This is a genomic window from Luteitalea sp. (assembly GCF_022842525.1).
GTDB lineage: Bacteria > Acidobacteriota > Vicinamibacteria > Vicinamibacterales > Vicinamibacteraceae > Luteitalea.
Genome location: NZ_JALHPM010000125.1, coordinates 1 through 20248 on the forward strand (window position 1 = coordinate 1; position 20248 = coordinate 20248).

Genomic DNA, 20248 nt, shown 5'->3' on the forward strand with positions numbered 1-20248 from the left:
GCGCCCCCGGTCTCCCCGGGCAGGACGACGCGCGCTGGAGCGAGTGGCGCCGGGAGCAGATCACGGCCCTGACGCGCCGACTGGCCGTCTCGGCGCTCGCGGTCCGCCCGTCGCTGGTCATCAGCGTCTCGGGCATGGCGACTGGCGCGGCCCCGGGCGATCCCCGCGGCACGGTGGCCTACGCCCGCACCTTCCAGGACTGGTTCCGCTGGGCCGCCGATGGCAGCGTCGACCTCGTCGTGCCGCAGGTGTACCGCGCGGAGCACGTGGCGGCGACCGCCGAGGAGTTCGCCGCCTGGATGGCCTGGCTCCAGGGTGCCCCGCGGGTGCGTCCGCTGGTCATCGCGCTCGGGGCCTACCTCAACTCGCTCGAGGGTCTGCTGCGCCAGAGCCGAACGGCCCTGACGGCGGCAGGCGCCGACGGCGGGCTGACGTTGTTCTCGCTGGCCGCCAACAACGCGCCGGTGGTGACCAACCCGCTGTCGTCGCCCGCGGGACGCGACACCCCGCAGCGGCCCTTCGAGGATGTCGCCTCGGCCCTGCGCACCGGCCGGACGACCAGCGGTCAGCTCGTCGATCAGGCGCAGGTCGCCGGGATCTTCTCGAACACGGTGCCCCGGCCGCCCACGCCGTGGAAGGACACGGCAGGCTACGTGCTGGGTACGATCGAGGACGGCAGCGGCGCGCCCGTGGACGGCGCCCAGGTGCGTCTCGACGCAGCCGGCGTGCCCGTGGGACCGGCCGACATCGTCAGCGACGGCTCCGGCGTGTTCGCGACACCGGCCGTGACGCCGGGCACCTACCGGCTGCAGGTCGTCTCCCCCGCCGGCGGCGCCTACGCGAGCGACTGCACGGTCGACGTCAGCGCGCGCGGCGTCGCCCGCCTCACGCTCGTCGTCGAGGCGTCGCGGGCTGGCGTCGCGTCCTGTCGGTGATTGTCGTCACGACCTCGGACGCCTCCGCGAGGCGTCCCTCCCAACACCGCTCGGCGAGGCGTTCCTCCCATCTCGTGGGGGCCGCTGGCCTGGTCTCGCTGGCTCTCCTCCTGCTCGCCGGTCCGGCCCAGGCCCAGACCACCGGGCCGTCGCCCGATCCGGCATCGTGCCGCGTGGTCCGCCTGTCCGACGTCGGCTGGACCGATGTGACGGCCACCACCGCCGTGCTGTCGCACGTGCTCGAGGCGCTCGGCTACGAGCCGCGCGTGACGGTGCTCTCCGTGCCGGTGACGCTGGCGTCGCTGCGCAACGACGACGTCGATGTCTTCCTCGGCAACTGGATGCCGTCCCAGCAGGAGATGATCGCGCCGTATGTCGCCGACGGGTCGGTCGACGTGGTGGCCACCAACCTGCGCGGCGCCCGCTACACGCTGGCCGTGCCGGCGTACCTGCACGAGGCCGGCCTTCGCGACTTTCGCGACATCGCACGTTTTCGCACTGCCCTCGGTGGCGCCATTCACGGCATCGAGCCCGGGAACGAGGCCAACGAGACGCTGCTGACGATGATGCGGACCGACGCCGTGGGCCTGCGCGGCTTCCGCCTGATCGAGTCCAGCGAGCAGGGCATGCTGGCCGAAGTCGAGCGCGCGGTCCTGACACGCCGACCGATCGTCTTTCTCGGTTGGGCCCCGCACCCCATGAACACCCGCTATCCGCTGCGCTATCTGAGTGGCGGCGATGCGTGGTTCGGCCCGGATTTCGGCGGCGCCACGGTGCACACCGTGACGCGGCGCGACTACACGCGCGCCTGCCCGAACGTCGGCCGACTCCTGCGCGCGATGACCTTCACGGTGGACGACGAGAACGGGCTGATGGACGCGATCCTCACCGGCAAGCAGTCGCCGGCCGAGGCGGCAGCGACCTGGATGGCGACCCACCGCGACCGCGTCAGCCACTGGCTCACGGGCGTCACGCCGCTCACGTCCCGGCCGAGCGACCGCGGCACGGACGACAGCCGGGAGTCGGCAGTCGGGGCGTCGACCGCGGCGGCGGGCTCCGCACCACGGGGGTCGTTCGAAGCCCTCGTCGCCTCGCACAAGCTGCCCGTCGGCGATGGGGCGACTCGTCTCGTGGACTACGCGAAGCTGCACGCGCGCGGCGCCTTCGATGGGCTCTCGCGCAGCATCGCGTGGGTCGTGCGACTGACCCACCTGCTGCTCGCGGCCCTCCCGGCCCCGGTGCTCATCGTGCTCGCGACCCTCGGCGCGTGGGCCCGGCGGCGGTCGATCGCCCTGGCGCTGTTCGTGCCGGTGGCGTTGCTGCTGATCATGAATCTCGGCTACTGGGCGGCCACCATCGAGACCCTGTCGCTGGTCACCGTGGCCGCAGGCGCCAGCACGGTGATCGGCGTGCCGATCGGCGTCCTCGCCGCGCGGCACCCCGCGCTGCAAACGGCACTCAGGCCACTCCTGGATCTGATGCAGACCCTGCCGACGTTCGTCTACCTGACACCGACGCTCGTCCTGTTCGGGCTCGGTGTGGTGCCGGGCCTCGTCTCGACCATCATCTTCGCGCTGCCCGCGCCCATCCGCCTGACGCAACTGGGCATCGCCTCGGTCCCACGCCCGCTCATCGAGGCCGGCCAGGCCTTCGGCGCGACACCGTGGCAGCTGCTCACCAAGATCGAACTGCCGAGCGCGGCGTCCGCCATCATGACGGGCATCAGCCAGTGCATCATGCTGAGCCTCTCGATGGTGGTCATCGCGGCGCTGGTCGGCGCCGGCGGACTCGGGGTGCCGGTGGTGCGCGCCCTCAACACCGTGCAGATCGGCATGGGCATCGAGGCCGGTCTCGCCATCGTCCTCGTCGCGATCATCCTGGACCGGCTGGCACGGCCGTCGGATCGCGCGGATGCGCCCGTCCGATCCCCCTGGTGGACGCGGGTCCGCCGATGACCGAGGCGTTGCACTTCGATCGCGTCGACGTGTTGTTCGGGCGCGGGCGGGCCCGCACCCGGGCGCGGCGACTGCAGGCGGCCATCGCGGCTTCCGATGCGGGCGCGACGCGGGCCGAGATCGCCGCCGCTCACGACGTGCTGGTCGGCGTGCAGGCGGCGACGCTGCGCGTGCCGCCCGGCGAGTTCTCCGTGCTCGTCGGCCCCTCGGGATCAGGCAAGTCGACGCTGCTGCGCACGGCCAATGCGCTCACGCCGATCACGCGCGGGCATGTCTGGGTGCAGTCGCCCGATGGCCCGGTGGATGTCGCCGCGTGTCGCCCCGAGACGCTGCGTCACCTGCGGCGCCACCGCATCGCGATGGTGTTCCAGCAGTTCGCGCTGCTGCCCGGCCGCACCGTCGCGGAGAACGTGGCCCTCGGCCTCGAACTGCGTGGGGATCCGCTCCCCGCACGGCGACGCATCGTCAGCGAAAAGCTCGAGCTCGTGGGGCTGGCCGGCTGGGGCGACCGTGATGTGCGCGAGCTGTCCGGCGGCATGCAGCAGCGTGTGGGCATCGCCCGGGCGCTCGCGACCGACGCCGACATCCTGCTGATGGACGAGCCATTTTCGGCGCTCGACGCCCTGATTCGCCGCAAGCTGCAGGAGGAGCTGCGCACCCTGCAGCAGCAGGTGCGCAAGACGGTCCTGTTCGTGACCCACGACCTCGACGAAGCCGCGCGCCTCGGCGACCGCATCTCGGTCATGCACGACGGGCGCCTCGTGCAGTCGGGCACACTCGACGAGATCCTGCGGACACCCGCCGATGCCGCGACCGCGGCCTTCGTCGAACACTTTCGTGGGTGACGCCCGGGAGGGCCGCCTCGCCGAGGCGGCCGAGCCGTCCGTCAGCTACCCCACAACCACGCCGCGCCGCGCACACCACTCGAGTCTCCGAACTTGGCCGGCACCAGTCGCGTGTCGACGCGATCGGAGAACACCCATCTGTCCCAGAGCTGCGGCACGTGTTCGAACAGACGCGCGACGTTGGAGAGCCCGCCTCCCGCGACAATGACATCGGGATCGACGATGTTGATCAGGCTGGCGAGGGCGCGGGCGAGCCGCCGCTCGTACCGCTGCCAGGCCTCTTCGGCCTGCGCGTCACCGGCCGTGGCGAAGGCCAGCACCTCGGCCGCCGTGGCCTCGCGGCCGGTGCGCTGGTGGAAGTCGCGCGCGAACGCCGGACCCGAGAGCCACGACTCGATGCAGCCCGACAGGCCGCAGTAACAGGCAGGGCCGGGGTACTCGCCGTCCTCGGGCCACGGCAGCATGTTGTGGCCCCACTCCCCCCCCACCGCGTTGGCGCCGATGATGCCCTGCCCGCGCACCACCAGACCGCCGCCGACCCCGGTGCCGAGGATGATGCCGAAGACGACCTCCGCGCCCGCTGCCGCGCCATCCGTGGCTTCCGACAGCGCGAGGCAGTTGGCGTCGTTGGCAAAGCGCACCGGGCGAGCCAGGACGTTCTGCAGGTCCTCGGCGAACGGCTGGCCGTTCAGCCAGGTCGAGTTGGCGTTCTTGACGAGGCCGGTCGCTGGCGAGATGGCGCCGGGCATGCCGACGCCCACGGTGCCCGTGGCCCCCGTGGCCTGCTCGCAGCGCCTGACGAGCTCGCCGATGGCCGCCAGCGTGCCTTCGTAGTCGTGCCGCGGCGTCGGGAGTCGCTCCCGGTGCAGCGATTGGCCATCGTCGGCGAGGGCCAGTGCCTCGATTTTCGTCCCGCCCAGATCGATCCCGATGCGCATGGTCGGCGGCAGCGTAGCGCGAAGCCGACGAGATTGGTAGGGCCCCGCGCGATACGCTAGAGCCCGTGAAGAGCGATCAGACGTGGACCGTGGCGGCCGACGAGGACGGCCAGCGCCTCGACAAGTACCTGGCGGCGCCGGGCCGGGCGGCGTCGCGCAGTCGGGCCGCGGATGCCATCGCCCGCGGGCGCGTGTTCATCGACGGCACGGAGGTCGAGGCCGGGAGCGGCGCGCGCCTCGTGAGGCCGGGCGAGCAGGTGCGCCTGTGGATGGATCGGCCGGGGTCCGCCGCGAAGGCGCCGCGTCCGCCGGCCCGCGACGGGCTGGAGATCATCCACGAGGACGCTGACGTCGTGATGGTCAACAAGCCTGCCGGCCTGCTGTCGGTGCCGCTCGATGGCGACAGCGCCGCCCCCTCCGTGCAGGCGATTCTGTGGGACCGGTACCGATCGCATCGATCGCGCGAGCCCCTCGTCGTCCACCGCATCGACAAGGACACGTCCGGGCTGGTGCTGTTCGCGCTGCACGAGGCGGCCCGCGCGGCCCTGGTCGCGCAGTTCGCGCATCGCACGCCGGATCGCGTCTACCTCGCCCTGGTCAACGGCCACCCGATGCCTGCCGAGGGCGTCTGGCACGACCGGCTGGTGTGGGACGAATCCGCCTTCGTCCAGCGCCGCGCGCGCGACGAGGATGCCGAGGCGAAGGACGCCGAGTGCGCCTATCGGGTGGTGACGACCTTCGAGGACGCGTCGCTCATCGAGGTGCGGCTGGCGACGGGACGCCAGGGGCAGATTCGCGCCCAGGCGCAGTTGCACGGCCACTCGCTGGTCGGCGACCGCCGCTATCGCCCGCGTGAGGGCGCTCCGGGATACGCCCTGCGCTTCCCGCGGCAGGCCCTGCATGCACAGCGGCTCGCCTTCGACCATCCGGCCGACGGCCGTCGGGTCGAATACATGGCGCCGATGCCGGCCGACCTCCGTGAATTCCTCGACAAGCTGCGACGCCAGGCCCGGCAGGGTCGATAGGACGCTAAGATCGTCGGGTGGACGTCCTCGAACACCCCAAATCACGGTCAGCGTCGCGGTGGGCCCCGCGCGAGCTGTGGACCGGGGCGTACGAGTGGATGACCCACCACGAGACGCAACTGTGGTGGATCCACAGCCTCTGGGCGCTCGCGTTCGGCATCGGCGTCATGTGGCTGGGCGCGCGCAACTTCGCGTACCTCCGCATCGCCATCCTCCACGTCGTGTTCATCTGGGCCACGAGCATGGCCCTGCCCTACATCGTCCGCAGCGGATCGCTGTCGCGGCCGTGGCGGACGCGCGTGCAGCTGGTCGTCAACTATCTGAACAAGAACTTCTACCAGCAGCTGCTCTTCTTCATCCTGCCGATCTACTGGCTGAGCACCACGCCGGGCAGCCCGAACGTCCTCTTCGTCGTGGCGCTGGCGACGGCCGCGCTCCTGTCCACGATGGACTTGATCTACGACCGTCATGTCGCGATGCGACGGGTGCTGACGGCGCTGTTCTTCGCCTTCGCGGTCTTTGCCGGCGCAGCGGCCGCACTGCCGATTCTCTGGCAGATCCAGACGGCGTACGCGCTGTGGCTGGCCGCGGCGATCGCTGCCGGCGGCGCGACGACGCTGATCCTCAGCGAGCGACGGATCGACTGGCAGCGCACCTGGTTTGCCGGTGGTCTGATCGTGCTGGGGCTGTTCCTGATGGTGGAGTACGGGCGACCGTTCATCCCGCCCGCGCCGCTGCGCATCCAGAGCGCCGACTTCGGCACGCAGGTGGACCTGCGCGGCGGGCCGCGCGTGAGCACGCGGATCGACTCCACGCCGACCGACCCGCGCGGCCAGGTCTATCTCGTCACGGCCATCTACGCCCCGCGGGGCCTGCACGATCGGGTACGGCACGTGTGGTTCCATGGCGGACGGGCCGTCCAGCATTCGCGCTGGTACGACGTGGACGGAGGACGCGAGGGGGGCTACCGGTTGTGGACGCCGTTCACGTTGTCGCGTGACCTTGCGGGCAAGGCGCTGCACGTGGACGTCGAGACCGAGGGTGGTCAGCTGATCGGTCGCGCCGCCCTGCCGGCGGCGCCGATGATCGGGCCGCGGTCGTAGTCATGCCGCGCTTCCGCCTGCTGATCGAATACAACGGCACCCGTTACTCGGGATGGCAGGTGCAGCGCAACGCGCGCACGGTCCAGGGCGACATCATCGAGGCGGTGCAGAAGGTCACCGGCCGCCGCGACCGGCTCGAGGTCTATGGGTCCGGTCGGACCGACGCCGGCGTCCACGCCCTCGGTCAGGTGGCCCACCTCGACGTGGCCACCACCCTGCCGCCGGCCACGCTCCTCGCGCGCCTCAACGAGCAGCTGCCGGCCGACATCAACATCCTCGACGTCCGCACGGCCGGGCACCGCTTCCATGCCCGACACGACGCGACGGCGCGCCGCTACGTCTACCAGGTCAGTCGACGCCGCACCGCGTTCTCGAAGCCGTTCGTGTGGTGGGTCCGCGAGCGGATCGACGTGGCCGCGATGCGACGCGGGGCCGCCACCTTCGTCGGTCGCCTCGACTTCGAGGCCTTCTCGGACGACGACAGTGCCGAGAAGAGCACGAAGGTCCAGGTCGACGCCGTCGACATCGTCGAGGAGGGGGCGCTGATCCTGATTCGCGTCACCGGATCGCACTTCCTCTGGCGGATGGTGCGCCGCATGGTCGGCGTGCTCGTCCGCGTCGGCACGGGCGACCTTCGCGAGGCCGACGTGGCCCGCCTGCTGCAGAGCGACGGCGAGGACGTGGCACGGCTCACGGCGCCGGCCGCCGGCCTGTTCCTGGAGCAGGTCATCTACCCGGGCGAGGAGTTCCGCGACGACCATCGGGGGCCGATGCGCGTGGGGTAGCGTCCCACCGAGCGGTTGCCCATGTCTCCCCCCGTGATCATCTTCGACGGCGAGTGCCTGTTCTGTCAGCGGTCGGTCCGGTTCATCCACCGCCATGACCGGAGCCGTGGCTACCGGTTCGCGGCCCGCCAGACCGCCGCGGGCGAGCGCCTGCTGGCCGAGGCCGGCGTCGGGCTGGCCCCCAACTCGATGGTCCTGATCGACGACCAGGGCACATGGCTGCGGTCCGATGCCGTGCTGCGCATCGCCGTCGGCCTGGGCGCGCCGTGGTCGGCCGCGGGCGCCTTCCTGCACGTGCCCCGGCGCCTGCGGGACGCCGCCTACGGCGTGGTCGCCGCCATCCGCCACCGGCTGTCCCGGTTTCTGCCGGCGTGCGAGCTGCCAGACGCCGCCCTCCGGGCCAGGATGCTCGAATAGCCGAATTGTGCAATTCTGGCACCCGCATGAGGACACGCTCGTGACCGTCGTCTGTCTCGCCAGCTACTTCAAGGGCAACGAGTTCCTCCGGCAGTTGCGCGTGCGCGGCTGCCGGGTGGTGCTGGTCATCAAGGAGAAGCTGCGCGACGAGGAATGGGCGCGCGACAGCATCGACGAGGTGCTGACCGTGCCCAATGGCGCAAACGCCGACGTCTTCGTCGAGGTCGTCTCGGAGTTCGCCCGGCACAACCGCGTCGACCGCATCGTCGCCCTCGAGGAGTACGACGTGATGCACGCGGCGATGATCCGCGAGCACCTGCGCATCCCGGGCATGGGCACGACGACGGCCCGGCTGTTCCGCGACAAGCTGGCGATGCGGGTCAAGGCCTTCGAGGCCGGCATCCGCGTCCCCGACTTCGTGCACGTGCTGAACTACGACGAGATTCGCGGCTACATGGCCTCGGTGCCGGCGCCGTGGGTGCTCAAGCCTCGGTCCGACGTCTCGGCCGTGGGCATCCAGAAGCTCCACGATGCCGAGCTGGTGTGGCGCGCCATCGACGCGCTCGATGCCCGCCCGGTGGTCACGGAGCGGTCGACGCACTACCTGCTCGAGCGGTTCGTGCCGGGCGACGTCTTCCACGTCGACTCGCTGGTGGAGAACGGCGACGTGGTGTTCGCCGGAGTGAACCGCTACTGGCGCCCGCCGATGGAAGTGGCGCACCAGGGCGGCGTGTTCCTGACCAACACGGTGCGGCGCGGCTCGGAGGAGGAGCGGCAGCTGCTCGAGATGAACCGGGCCCTGCTCGAGACGCTGGGGTTCGTCCGCGGCGCCACGCATGCCGAGTTCATCCGCAGTGCCGACGGCGAGTTCCACTTCCTGGAGGTCGCCGGACGCGTCGGCGGGGCCTACATCACCGACTCGCTCGAGGCGGCGACGGGTGTGAACGTCTGGCGCGAGTGGGCCAATCTCGAGATCGGCCGCGGCGAGGTGCCCTATGAGCTGCCGCCGCAGCGGGCAGACTACGCCGGCGTCGTGCTGGCCCTCGCGCGCCAGGAGTGGCCCGACACCAGCGCCTACACCGAGCCGGAGATCGTGCATCGCCCGTCCAAGCGCCACCACGTGGCGCTGATCGTCGCCTCACACGACTACGACCGCGTGCAGCACCTGCTCGGCGAATACGCCCGGCGGTTCGAGGACGACTTCCTCGCCGTCCTGCCCCCGATGGATCGCACGCCGCAGTAGGTCGGCGGGTAGGGCCCGTTCTCCGAACGGGCCGTCACGATCGTCACGATCCCCTGCGGCGCGCTGACGATGACGGCCGGCTCGGAGAGCCGGCCCTACCCGACGATGGGCCCCTCGATGGGTAGGGCCCGTTCTCCGAACGGGCCGTCACCGTGAGAACAGCGGCGTCAGGACCTCTCGGGTGATGAGGTCGAACAGGGCGGCGCGGTGGCCGTGCCGCTCGTCGCTGATCGCCGTCGACGAGGTGGCCGTGACGACGAGGTCGAGCGCCGGGAAGACCATGATGTACTGCCCGCCGAACCCCCAGGCGAAGCAGGCGCGCTGGCCGCCGATGTCCTGCACCCACCAGCCGAGCCCGTACTCACGCGTCGTGTCGTAGACCGACCGCGTCCGCGGCGTGCACGACTGCTCCACCCACGCCGCCGGCACCACCTGCGTCGTCCCCACGCGTCCCGTGTTCCGCCAGAGTTCGCCGATGACCACCATCTGCGCCGGCGTGAGCAGCATTTCGTTGCCACCGAAGAAGATGCCCTGCGGGTCGCGCGGCCAGGGCGTGAGCCGGAAGCCGAGCGGTGTGGCCAGCGTCCGCTGCGCGTACGCCAAGGTCGAGGTCCCGGTCGCCTGCGTGAGAATCGCCGACAGCACGTGCGAGGTCCCGGTGCTGTACTGCATCCCGGTGCCAGGCTCGGCCACCATCGGTCGAGCCAGGGCGAAGCTCACCCAGTTGCGGCTCCGCACCCATCGTCCGTAACCCGGACCGCTCGTCGACTCCAGGCCGCTCTGCATCGTCAGCAGGTGCTCGAGGGTGATGGCGCGCTTGCGCGGATCGGGGTCGCGGCGCAGGGCGGGAAACCAGCGGACGATGGGCGTGTCCAGGGACGGCAGCACGCCGTCGGCCAACGCCCGGCCGACCAGCAGGGCGATGAGACTCTTGGAGGCAGACTTGATGTTGGCAGGTGCCGCGGCGCGCGCAGGACGGTCGTCGTAGGTGCCGATGAGCGCCCCGCGATGGCTGACCCGCAGCGTGTGGAGTTGCGGCAGCGCGGCAGCCGCGGTCCGCAGGCGCGCGGCGTCGAACGTCGACGCAGGTGGTGTCGACGCCAGCGGCCGTGCCAGGACGAGTGGCACCGCGATCAGGAGGGTGGCAACCACATGACGCACACCCTCACGACGACGAACGGCCGCCCTGCGTTGCGCAGGGCGGCCGTTCGGGGGAGCGCTTACGACGACGGCCGGCTCGGAGAGCCGGCCCTACCCAGCGCGGGACCCTGCGGGTAGGGCCCGTTCTCCGAACGGGCCGTCAGCGGAAGTCGTAGGGCCCGTTCTCCGACCTGTCCGCCGAAGCCGTGGCGGAGGCGGAACGGGCCGTTATCGTGAGGGCGAGCGTGACGGCCGGCTCGGAGAGCCGGCCCTACCCGACGATGGGTAGGGCCCGTTCTCCGAACGGGCCGTCACCGCTAGAACCGGAAGCCCAGGGCGATCTGGTAGCGACGCGCGGCCGGGTAGTGAGTGTTGACGGTGCCCTTGCCGAAGTTCGCGCCCTGCACGTAGCCCGTCGGCAGGCCGAGCGAGTCGAGTGCGCTGTTGCGGTCGGCCGTGACCACGGTGTTCCACTGGATCAGCTTGTCGTTGTTGAACACGTTGAACACGTCGAACTTGACGTACGGACGCAGCGACTTGAACACCGGGATGCTGTAGTTCACGCCGAGGTCCCACAGGTGCGCCGCGTCGAAGAGCTCTGACCCGCGCTCGTCGAAGAACAGCGTCTGCGTGCTCGGGAACGTGGCGTAGGCCGCGGCCAACTGCCGCTGGATGGTCGACAGCGGAACGCTGCTGGCCGACAAGCTGTACGACAGCGGCGAGTCGTACTTGTAGAACAGGGCCAGGTCGATGTCGCCGAGGAACCCGAGCGGCTGGGTGTAGATGCCCCAGGCACGGATGCGGTGCTGCTGGTAATCGTTCAGTCGTCCCGTCGGGAAGTTGCGGGCGTCACTGAAGACCTCCGGGTAGTCCCCGATGGTGGACGAGATGCCGGGCGTGTTGGCGCCCTCACCCTCGAAGTTGCCGTCGTTCTTCACCTGCAGCGTGTAGTTACCATACAGGTTGAGCCGCTGGAACAGCGGGTAGCGCCCCTGGAACACCAGCGCCTGGTAGCGGCGCTCCGGCAGGTCGCTGTTGCGATAGTTGACGTTCTGGAAGGTCCCGAAATCGATGCCGTCGCGGATGACCGTGGTGGCGCCGCCCTCGACGGTGATGAAGTCCTCGACGAAGTTGGTCACGTCACGGTCGACCCACGTCACCTTGGCATAGCCACGGCCGAGCGCGGCGCCGAGCGACGCCGTGAACTCCTTGGTGACGGGTGACGACAGGCCAGGCGCGAAGAAGACGTTGGCCGTCGGGAACTCGCCGTTGTACGGGACATAGTTGTTCGGGTCGAAACCCGGCGCGAAGTCGCGCCCCTGGCCCGCCGGTCCGATGTACTCGCCCTCGATCAATGCCGGGTTGCCCACAGGGGTGTTGTTGGCGAACTGGCTCTCGCTGTACTTGCCTGCGTACCAGGCATAGGTCGCCTGGGCCACGAAGCGGCCATCGCCCTTGATGTCGTAGGTCGTCGCGAGACGCGGCACCCACGTGTCGGTGTCCACCGTCCGCAGCCCGCCGGTCGCCTCGCCACGCACGCGCTCGTAGCGCGTGCCGAGGTCGAACGTCAGGTTGCCCGTGGCGCGCCACGAGTCCTGCAGGTAGAACGACGTCGTCTTCGTGTCCACCTCGGCGCCGCGTGTCGCCAGCCAGTTCTCGTTGAACGTGATGCCGGGGCCGAAGATGGGGATGAAGCGCCCCTGCGCGTCGTACACGGGCGCACCGGCCGCGTCGGTGACGTAGTCGGCGTAGAGCACGTACCCGGTCGCGCTCTGCGAGTTGCCACCGGTACGGTTGCTGTTGAAGACCTCGAAGCCGCCCTTGACGTCGTGCGTGCCGAAGCGGCCCGTGCTCAGCGCATACGAGAGGCTGCCCGCGACCTGATAGTTGTCGCGATTCTCGGGGTCGGTCGCGTCGAAGTAGTTGCCGTTGAAGTGCACCAGCTGCGACAGGCCGATGATCGGCGAGTCGTTGAGCGCCGTCGACGTGCCGCCGGACCCGCGGAATCCGAACGACTTCTGCGAGTAGCGCAGATCGGCGAACAGCCGCGAGCTCAGCACGCCGCGATAGTTGGCCACGAAGCGGTCGTTCGGGAAGTCGACGTTCTCCGGGATGGACGGATCGATGGTGAAGTTGAACGGCACCCGCAGCGTGTTCTGCGAGTTGTTCATGTAGCTGCCACTGATCGTGTGGTTGTTGGCGATGGTGCCGGTCAGCTTGATCTCGCCGCGCTTGTTGGTGCTGTCGGTGGTGAACGAGGCGCCTGACTGCGGCAGCGGTGCCGTATTGGAGGTCTCGGCGAAGCGGCCGGCGCCGAAGAACCACAGACGCCGCTTCAGAATCGGCCCGCCGAACGTGCCTTCGTAGCTCTGGTTCACCTTGTCCGACTTGGTGATGTTGCGCTCCTTCTCGAACGGCGACAGCGCCTGCCAGTCGTCGTTGGTGAAGTTGCTGCGGAACGTGCCGGAGAACTGGTCGCCACCGCTCTTGCTGACCACGTTGATGACGCCGCCAGAGAAGCGCCCGTATTCGGCCGAGATACCGGAGGTGAGTACCTGCGTCTCCTCGATGGCATCCTCGATGAAGAGGTTGTTCGCCGTGCCGAAGAGGTTGTCGTTGACGTCGACGCCGTCGATCAGGAAGACGTTGTCGTAGGCGAACGCGCCGTTGATCGTCACCTGGTTGGCATTGGGCGTGTTGGTGGTCAGGCCCGGCGACAGCGTGGCGATCGCCGCTGGGGTGCGCCCCACAGGCAGCGTCTGCACTTCCATGTACTTGAAATTGGCCGTCCCCGAGGTGCTGGTGACGACCGATTCAATCGGGTTGGCCGTGACGTTCACCGTCTCGGTCTGACCGCCCACGCCGAGGGTGGCGTTGGCCTGGGTGGGCGAGCCCACGTTCACCGTCGTCTTGCTCTCCGCGGTGGTGAACCCCGAGAGCTCGAACTTCACGGTGTACTCGCCGCTCGGCAGGCCGCGGAGCAGGTACACGCCGTTCTCGTCGGTGGTCGCGGTGCGCGTTCCCTGCAGCGCTGGCGACGTCACCGTCACGAGCACCCCAGGCAGCACGCCGCCCTGAGAGTCCACCGCCGAGCCTTGCAGCGTGCCCGTCTGCACGCCCTGCGCGAACGCCATCGTCGCGCCCAGTGCGCTGGCGATGATCGTCAGGCACAGCTTCTTCCACGTACTCATGAGTGCTTCTCCTTCATCCAAGCGAATGACTTCACGCTCGTAATGAAGGCGAGCCTCGTGCCAGTGGCCCTCCCGTTCATCCCAGCCATGTAACGTGTTGTCACATGGTCGGTTGATACCCGACAGTTCGCGATGCGGGTGCCGCTTGCTAGAGCTGACCGACTTCGCCGTTTTGGATCGTGTGACGAACGATCCGGTTTAGCGGATCAACGCCTGCCCTGAAGGGACGACCCGCCAGGGCTACGGCTGAGCCTGACCTCAGCGGAGTCGACGAAACCCGACGTCGACGTCGAGGGGGCTCGGCTCGCAGCTGAAGTGGCGGCGCAGGGCTTCCAGCCGATAACGGAAGATGCGAGCGACGTCGCGCTCGACGAACAGCCGGTTCACGAGGGCACCACCCGGCACGCGGTAGCGCACGACATCCTTCATCAGGGTGCCGCCGTCGACCGGCTCGAAGGTGTGGGTGTGAATCCACTCGAGGTAGGGGCCGCGCAGTTGTTCGTCCACGAAGCGGCGATTGGGCTCCCAGAGGCTGATGCGGGTCCGCCATCGCATCGGGATGACACGCAGCCGGATCCGGTAGTCGATGAGCGTCCCGGCGTGCATCGGGATCGGCTTTGGCGTCAGGATCTCGAAGTGCAACCAGGGCGGCGTGAGGATGTTCAGGTTGTGGGCGTCGCCGAAGAACGGGAACACCACGTCGACCGGCTCCGGCAGCCACGCGGTGGTGGAAAGCTCGAAGGTCGAGCGCTTGAGGGGCCGGTAGAGGTCGACGACGGGAGGGAGGGCCTCGGTGGTCATGCCAACCGGATACGACGCGCCATCGTCGGCGGCGGGTCCGAACACAGCAACTCCCCGCGTCGACCTGAAGGTCGACGCCTACAGTCGTGCTGACGCTGGGGAGAGCATCTACTCTTCGACGTAGTCGAGGTCCTTGCCGAAGGTCTCCTCGAGCCCCCAGAGCGCCACGAAGCTGATGGCCAGCGCCACGACGCCGACGATGATCGCGCTGTTCACGAGGCCGACCTGGGGCCGCAGCCACGCCACCGACGACGTCAGGAGGACGACCGAGCCGCGGACGACGTTGGGCACGGTGGTCGTGGCGGTCGCCCGGATGTTGGTGCCGAACTGCTCGGACGCCACCGTCACGAACACGGCCCAGTACCCGACCCCGAACCCCAGCGCCACGCAGAGCGCGTAGAACCCGGTGAGCGTGAAGGGCGCGAACGCGAAGTAGACGCCGACGAACGCCGTGGTAATCAGCTGGAACAGCAACACCACGCGGCGGCGGCTGCCGATGAACTGACTGAAGAAGCCGCTCGCGAAGTCGCCGCCCGCCAGGCCGAGGTAGGCGAACATGACGGCCCGCCCCGCCGCCGGGGCCTCGGTCATGCCCAGCGCGCGCCCGAGCTCCGGCGAGAACGTGATCAGGATGCCGATGACGTACCAGATGGGCACGCCGATGAGGATCACCGCGAAGTACTTCCTCGCCCGGTCCCACCGATTGAACAGCTGCAGGACATTGCCCCGACTCGTGCCAATCTGTTTGACGCTCTCGAACATGCCCGACTCGTAGACGCCGATGCGCAGCGCCAGCAGGGCGAATCCCATCACACCGCCGACGATGTAGGAGACCCGCCAATCGAACACGTCGCCGACCAGTGCCGCGAAGACCGCGCCGAGAATGCCCGTGGCCGCCACGATCGTGGTGCCGTAGCCGCGGGTCTCCTTCGGCATGATCTCGCTGACCAGCGTGATGCCGGCGCCAAGCTCCCCAGCCAGGCCGATGCCGGCAATGAGCCGGAGCCAGGCATAGGCCTCGACCGACTGCACCCAGGCGTTGGCGATGTTGGCCGCCGAATACATGAAGATCGACCCGAACAACACGCTCAGGCGTCCGCGCCGGTCGCCGAGCACGCCCCACAGCAGGCCGCCGATCAACATGCCGGTCATCTGCATGTTGAGCAGCCGTTCGCCGGCATGCAGCAACTGCTCGCCCTCGACGCCGAGGCTGCGCAGACTCGGGACGCGGACGATGCTGAAGAGCAGCAGGTCGTAGATGTCGACGAAGTAGCCGAGTGCCGCGACCATCACCGACAGGGTGATGGCACGCTGGCTGTCGCGCGCCGTGGGCGCCGCTGACGGTTGGGACATGGGTGGACGGATTATGGCGGTGTCGCTGGCAATTTGAAATTTGAAATTGGAAATTCTCGGCGGCTTGGCCTTCGGCCATCGCGGCGCCAGGCGAAGCCGGCGCCCGGAGAACTTCACATATCCGATTTCACAGTGCCACCGCGCATCAGGCCGCCGTACGCGGCGTCGGCTTGAAGCCCCGCAACCTGGCCCGCAGCCGATGCCAGCCCTCGGTGGCCGCCAGATCCTCGAAGACCGAGTACGCCACGGGCGTGATCAGCAGGGTCAGGAGCAGCGACAGCGTCTGGCCGCCGATGACCACGACGGCGATGGTCCGTCGTTCCTCGGCCCCGGGCCCCGTGCCGATCGCGAGGGGCAGCATGCCGCCGACCAGCGCCAGCGTCGTCATCAGGATGGGCCGCAGCCGGTCGCGGTTGGCCTGGATGATGGCCGGGCCGCGCGCCATTCCCTGCGCCCGCAGGTTGTTCATGTGGTCGATCTGGAGAATCGAGTTCTTCTTCACGACGCCGAACAGCACGAGGAGCCCGAGCGCCGAGAACAGGTTCAGCGTGTTGCCGGTGGCCCAGAGTGACAACAGCGCGAACGGCACCGCCAGAGGCAGGGACAGCAGGATGGTGAACGGGTGGATGATGCTCTCGAACTGCGCCGCCAGGATCATGTACATGAAGATCACCGACAGGGAGAACGCCCAGAGGAATTCGACGAAGGTCTTCTCGAGTTCCTTGCCGCGCCCACCGATGGTCACCTGATAGCCGGCCGGCAGGTTCATGTCGGCGGCGGCGGCACGGATGGCCGTGAGTCGGTCGGCGAGCGCGAAGCCGGGTGCCACGTTGCCGCGCACGCGCGCGTCACGCTGGCGGTCCAGGCGGTCGACACGCGAGGGACTGGTGGACTGCTCGATCGTGACCAGATTGTCGAGGCGGATGAGGCGACCGTCGCGTGACGGCACGAGCAACCGCCCGATGGTCCCGACGTCCTGGCGGTCGGTGTCGCTGAGACGGAGCTGCACGTCGTAGTCGTCGTTGATGGCGACGTCGCGATAGCGCGTCACCTCGTCGTCTCCGCCCACGAGGAGGCGCAGCGCAGTGGCCACGTCCTGCGTGTCGACGTCGAGGTCGGCCGACCGCTCGCGGTCGATCTGGACGCGCAACTCGGGACGATCCAGCTTGAGCGTGGTGTCGGCGTCGATGATGCCGAGCTCGGGCCCCATCTTGCGCAGATCCTCGCTGTAGCGGGCCAGATCCTCGAGGACGGGTCCCTGGAAGGAGACGTCGAGCTCGAACGGCCCGCCACCGAAGTTGAAGGACTGCACGTTGCGCGGTCCGCCGCGCAGTTCGGGGTACTTGCGCACGACCTGGCGCACGCGCCCCATCACCTCGCGCTGCGTGTAGTTGCCCTGGAAGGCCTGCAGCGGCTGCAACTTCAGGGTCTCGGCGAAGAGCCGCCCGAAGGAGAACAGCCGCTCCTCGTGCGGCGCGATCCGCACGTACATCTGGCCCTGATTGACGGCACCGAGGAAGCTGCCGCCGACGGTGGACAGCACCGTGCGGACCCCGGGAAGGGCCCGAACCTCCTGCTCGATGCGTCGCATGGCGTCATCCATCGCCGCGACGCTCGTGCCTTCGGGTGCGTTGATGCTGACCTCGAACTCGGCCTCGTCGACGTCGCTCGGCACGTACTCCTGCTTGACGATGCCGTAGAGCGGAATCGCCGACAGCGCCACCAGCACGCCGACGGCCATGACGGTGGCGCGATGGGCCATCGACCAGTGCAGCGCCCGGGTGTAGAAGTCGTCGATGTGGCGGTAGAACCCGGCACGCGACTGGCCGTGGCCGTCCTGGTGTCGGGCCATCTCGCCGCGCAGCAGGCGCGCGCTCATCATCGGGGTCAGCGTGAAGCTGACCAGCAGGCTCACCAGAATCGCCACGGCGGCAGTGATGCCGAACTGGTAGAGGAAGCGGCCCGAGATGCTCGACATGAACGAGACCGGGATGAAGATGATGGCCAGGCTCAGGGTCGTCGCCATGACCGGCAGGGCGATCTCCTCCGTCGCGGCACGGGCCGCGGCGAAGCTGTCCATCTTCTTCTCTTCCACCCACCGGAAGATGTTCTCCAGCACGACGATGGCATCGTCGATGACGATGCCGACCATCAGCACGAGGGCGAGCATGGTCACGCTGTTGAGCGTGAAGTCGAGCGCCCGCATCATGCCGAAGGTGGCCACGACCGAGGCGGGGATGGCCACGCCGGCGATGATCGTGGAGCGCCAGCTGCGCATGAAGAGCATCACGACGAGGCAGGCCAGCACGCTGCCGAGCACGAGGTGGATGTTGATCTCGTGCAGGGCGTTGTAGATGTAGACCGACTGGTCACGGATGACGTCGAGTTTGACGTCGCCCGGCAGCTGCGCCTGGACGCGCGGCATGACTTCCTTGATGCCTTCGATGACGGCGACGGTGTTGGAACCCGACTGGCGCCGCACTTCCATGATCACGGTCGGCTTGCCGTCCAGGCGGGCCAGGCTGCGCTGCTCCTTGGTGCCGTCCTCGACCCGACCGACGTCGCTGATCCGGAGCGGCACGCCGCCCCGGTTGGTGATCATGATGTTGGCGAAGTCGGCCGGCGTCTGGACGCGGCCCATGGTGCGCAGCACGCGTTCCTGCACGTCGGTGGTCACGTTGCCGCCCGGCAGGTCGGCGTTCTGGCGGACGAGGGCGTCGCGCACGGCACTGACGGGGATGCCGTAGGCGGCCAGGCGGTTGGCGTCGAGCCAGACGCTGATGGCGCGTTCCTGGCCCCCGACGATGAGGACCTCGCCCACGCCAGGGCGCCGCTCGAACTGGACCTTGGCGACCTTGTCGGCCAGTTCGGTGAGCTCGCGGACCGACCGACTGCCCGACAGCGCAATCGACATGACCGGCGTCGAGTCGTTGTCGAACTTGGCGATCACCGGCGGACGGGCGTCGCGCGGCAGGCGGTTGAGCACCGTGGCGACGCGGTCCCGGACATCCTGGGCGGCCACGTCGACATCGCGGTTGAGGTCGAACGTGATCAGCACGAGCGAGATGCCCTGCCCGGAGATGCTGCGCAGCTCCGAGATGCCCTCGACCGTGTTGATGACCTCCTCGAGCCGCTGGCTGACGAGGACCTCGACCTCTTCGGGCGAGGCACCCGGCAGGACGGTCTGGACGCGCACCGTCGGCAGGTCGACCGACGGGAAGCGGTCCACGCCGAGACCGAGGTAGGCCGCGGCGCCGACCACGACCAGCGACAGCACGATCATGCTGGCGAAGACCGGGCGGCGGATGCAGATGTCAGCGAGTGAGTGCATGGGTCAATCGGCCTTCGTCCAGCAACACCTGGGAGGGACACCTCGCCGAGGCGTCCGGCAATCCTACGGCGCGACCCTCACGGCCTCGCCGTCGACGCGATTGCCGGGGTCGACGATGACGCGCTCGCCGGCCGTGAGGCCCTTGAGCACCTCGACGGACGCGCCCTCGCGGCGTCCCAGCTCGACACGGCGCTCGACGACCTTGCCGTCAGCCACGGTCAGCACCTTTTCGACGCCGGCAAAGCTGACGATGGCGCTGGCCGGCACCACGATGGCCGGTGCGGACGCGGCCACCACGATGTCTCCGGTCGCGAACGAGCCCGGGCGGATGGTCGCCGCCTCGTTGTCGACCTGCGCTTCCACGCGCAGGGACCGGCTCTGCTCGTCGATGGCCGGGCTGACGCGGACGATGCGCCCGGGGTACTCGGTCGTGTCGCCCTCGACGCGCACCTTGACGGCCTGCCCCACCTTCACGTTGCCGGCCTCGCGCTCGGGCACGTCAGCCTGCAGACGGAGGGGGTGCATCTTGACCAGGGTCGCGATCGGCGCCCCGGCGTTGACGTACTGGCCGGGCGACACCGCGCGCTCGCGGATGATGCCGGCAAAGGGGGCAATCAGGATGGAATCGACCATCGCCTGCCGCGCCTGATCGAGCTCCGTCTTGCGCTGCGTGAGCACGGCCTGCCGATTGCGGACTTCCTCGATGGCGTCCTCATAGCGCCCGTCGGCCACCGTCAGGGCGGCGTTGGCCGAGTCGAGTTCGGCGCGCGACGAGATGCCGCGATCCACGAAGGTCTTGACCCGACCGTGGCTGAGCCTGGCTTCCTCGAGGACGGCCCGCGCCTGGCGGACCACGGCGGTGTTGTCGGGATCGACCTGGTCGCTCGTGCCCTTCGGGTCGAGGCCCAGACGGGCGCGGGCCTGCTGCAACCCGGCCTCGGCCTGTTGCACCCGCAACTGGAAGTCGACCGGCGCCAGACGGGCGATGGTCTGCCCGGGGACGACACGGCTGCCCAGATCCACGTTGATGGTGTCGATGCGCCCCGCCACCTGGAAGCCGAGCGCGACCTGGTCCTCGGCGGCGAGCGTGCCGGTGACGGTGACCGTCCGGACCAGCGCGGCCTCGCGAGCGGGCTGCACGGTGACCGGCGCGGACCCGGCCGCACCGTCGGCCGCGGCCTTGGCG

General features: G+C 69.3%; 15 protein-coding genes. 8 read left to right on the forward strand and 7 right to left on the reverse strand.

What is annotated here, in order from left to right; translation table 11 throughout:
* From Q0C41_RS21015 to Q0C41_RS21025, 3 genes are all read left to right on the forward strand, one after another.
* Nucleotides 1-935 (forward strand): family 10 glycosylhydrolase (locus Q0C41_RS21015; RefSeq protein WP_291987140.1); only part of this gene is annotated, 935 nt, incomplete at its 5' end.
* Between the two features lie 74 nt (nt 936-1009).
* The gene (gene choX, locus Q0C41_RS21020) at nt 1010-2890 is read left to right on the forward strand and encodes a choline ABC transporter substrate-binding protein (protein WP_291987142.1); all 1881 of its coding nucleotides are present in this window, start codon (nt 1010-1012) and stop codon (nt 2888-2890) included.
* The gene (locus Q0C41_RS21025) at nt 2887-3735 is read left to right on the forward strand and encodes an ATP-binding cassette domain-containing protein (protein ID WP_291987145.1); all 849 of its coding nucleotides are present in this window, start codon (nt 2887-2889) and stop codon (nt 3733-3735) included. Before choX ends, Q0C41_RS21025 begins: the two co-directional genes overlap by 4 nt.
* A 41-nt stretch (nt 3736-3776) precedes the next feature.
* On the opposite strand, the gene Q0C41_RS21030 is transcribed toward Q0C41_RS21025, so the two are convergent.
* Complete coding sequence (locus tag Q0C41_RS21030) at nt 3777-4673, reverse strand: ROK family protein (RefSeq protein ID WP_291987147.1); 897 nt, start codon at nt 4671-4673, stop codon at nt 3777-3779.
* Between the two features lie 65 nt (nt 4674-4738).
* Here Q0C41_RS21030 and Q0C41_RS21035 point away from each other — a divergent pair, with 65 nt between their 5' ends.
* From Q0C41_RS21035 to Q0C41_RS21055, 5 genes are read left to right on the forward strand one after another with little or no spacing between them, the layout of a single operon-like run.
* The gene (locus tag Q0C41_RS21035) at nt 4739-5698 is read left to right on the forward strand and encodes an RluA family pseudouridine synthase (protein WP_291987149.1); all 960 of its coding nucleotides are present in this window, start codon (nt 4739-4741) and stop codon (nt 5696-5698) included.
* Nucleotides 5699-5715: 17 nt separating this feature from the next.
* Entirely contained in the window at nt 5716-6801 is a 1086-nt protein-coding gene (locus tag Q0C41_RS21040) for a DUF5924 family protein (RefSeq protein WP_291987151.1), read from the forward strand.
* A 2-nt stretch (nt 6802-6803) separates the two neighbouring features.
* Nucleotides 6804-7586: a tRNA pseudouridine(38-40) synthase TruA gene (gene truA, locus Q0C41_RS21045; protein WP_291987152.1), complete on the forward strand. Its 783-nt coding sequence runs from the start codon at nt 6804-6806 to the stop codon at nt 7584-7586.
* A gap of 21 nt (nt 7587-7607) precedes the next feature.
* Complete coding sequence (locus Q0C41_RS21050) at nt 7608-8003, forward strand: thiol-disulfide oxidoreductase DCC family protein (protein WP_291987154.1); 396 nt, start codon at nt 7608-7610, stop codon at nt 8001-8003.
* Nucleotides 8004-8043: 40 nt separating this feature from the next.
* Nucleotides 8044-9246, forward strand: a complete 1203-nt coding sequence (locus Q0C41_RS21055) for an ATP-grasp domain-containing protein (RefSeq protein WP_291987156.1) — start codon at nt 8044-8046, stop codon at nt 9244-9246.
* Nucleotides 9247-9393: 147 nt separating this feature from the next.
* Here Q0C41_RS21055 and Q0C41_RS21060 read toward each other — a convergent pair whose 3' ends face one another.
* The 6 genes from Q0C41_RS21060 to Q0C41_RS21085 all read right to left on the reverse strand — a co-directional run.
* Nucleotides 9394-10398: a serine hydrolase gene (locus tag Q0C41_RS21060; protein WP_291987158.1), complete on the reverse strand. Its 1005-nt coding sequence runs from the start codon at nt 10396-10398 to the stop codon at nt 9394-9396.
* A gap of 305 nt (nt 10399-10703) precedes the next feature.
* Nucleotides 10704-13577: a TonB-dependent receptor gene (locus Q0C41_RS21065; protein WP_291987160.1), complete on the reverse strand. Its 2874-nt coding sequence runs from the start codon at nt 13575-13577 to the stop codon at nt 10704-10706.
* 258 nt (nt 13578-13835) lie between these two features.
* Nucleotides 13836-14423, reverse strand: coding sequence for an SRPBCC family protein (locus Q0C41_RS21070; protein ID WP_291987162.1), 588 nt, complete (start codon nt 14421-14423; stop codon nt 13836-13838).
* Between the two features lie 63 nt (nt 14424-14486).
* Nucleotides 14487-15731, reverse strand: a complete 1245-nt coding sequence (locus Q0C41_RS21075) for an MFS transporter (protein WP_291987164.1) — start codon at nt 15729-15731, stop codon at nt 14487-14489.
* Nucleotides 15732-15876: 145 nt separating this feature from the next.
* Nucleotides 15877-19062 (reverse strand): efflux RND transporter permease subunit, encoded by a 3186-nt coding sequence (locus tag Q0C41_RS21080; RefSeq protein WP_291987166.1) that lies wholly within the window; start codon nt 19060-19062, stop codon nt 15877-15879.
* Nucleotides 19063-19125: 63 nt separating this feature from the next.
* Nucleotides 19126-20248: efflux RND transporter periplasmic adaptor subunit (locus tag Q0C41_RS21085; RefSeq protein ID WP_291987168.1), on the reverse strand; the 1123-nt coding region annotated here is incomplete at its 5' end.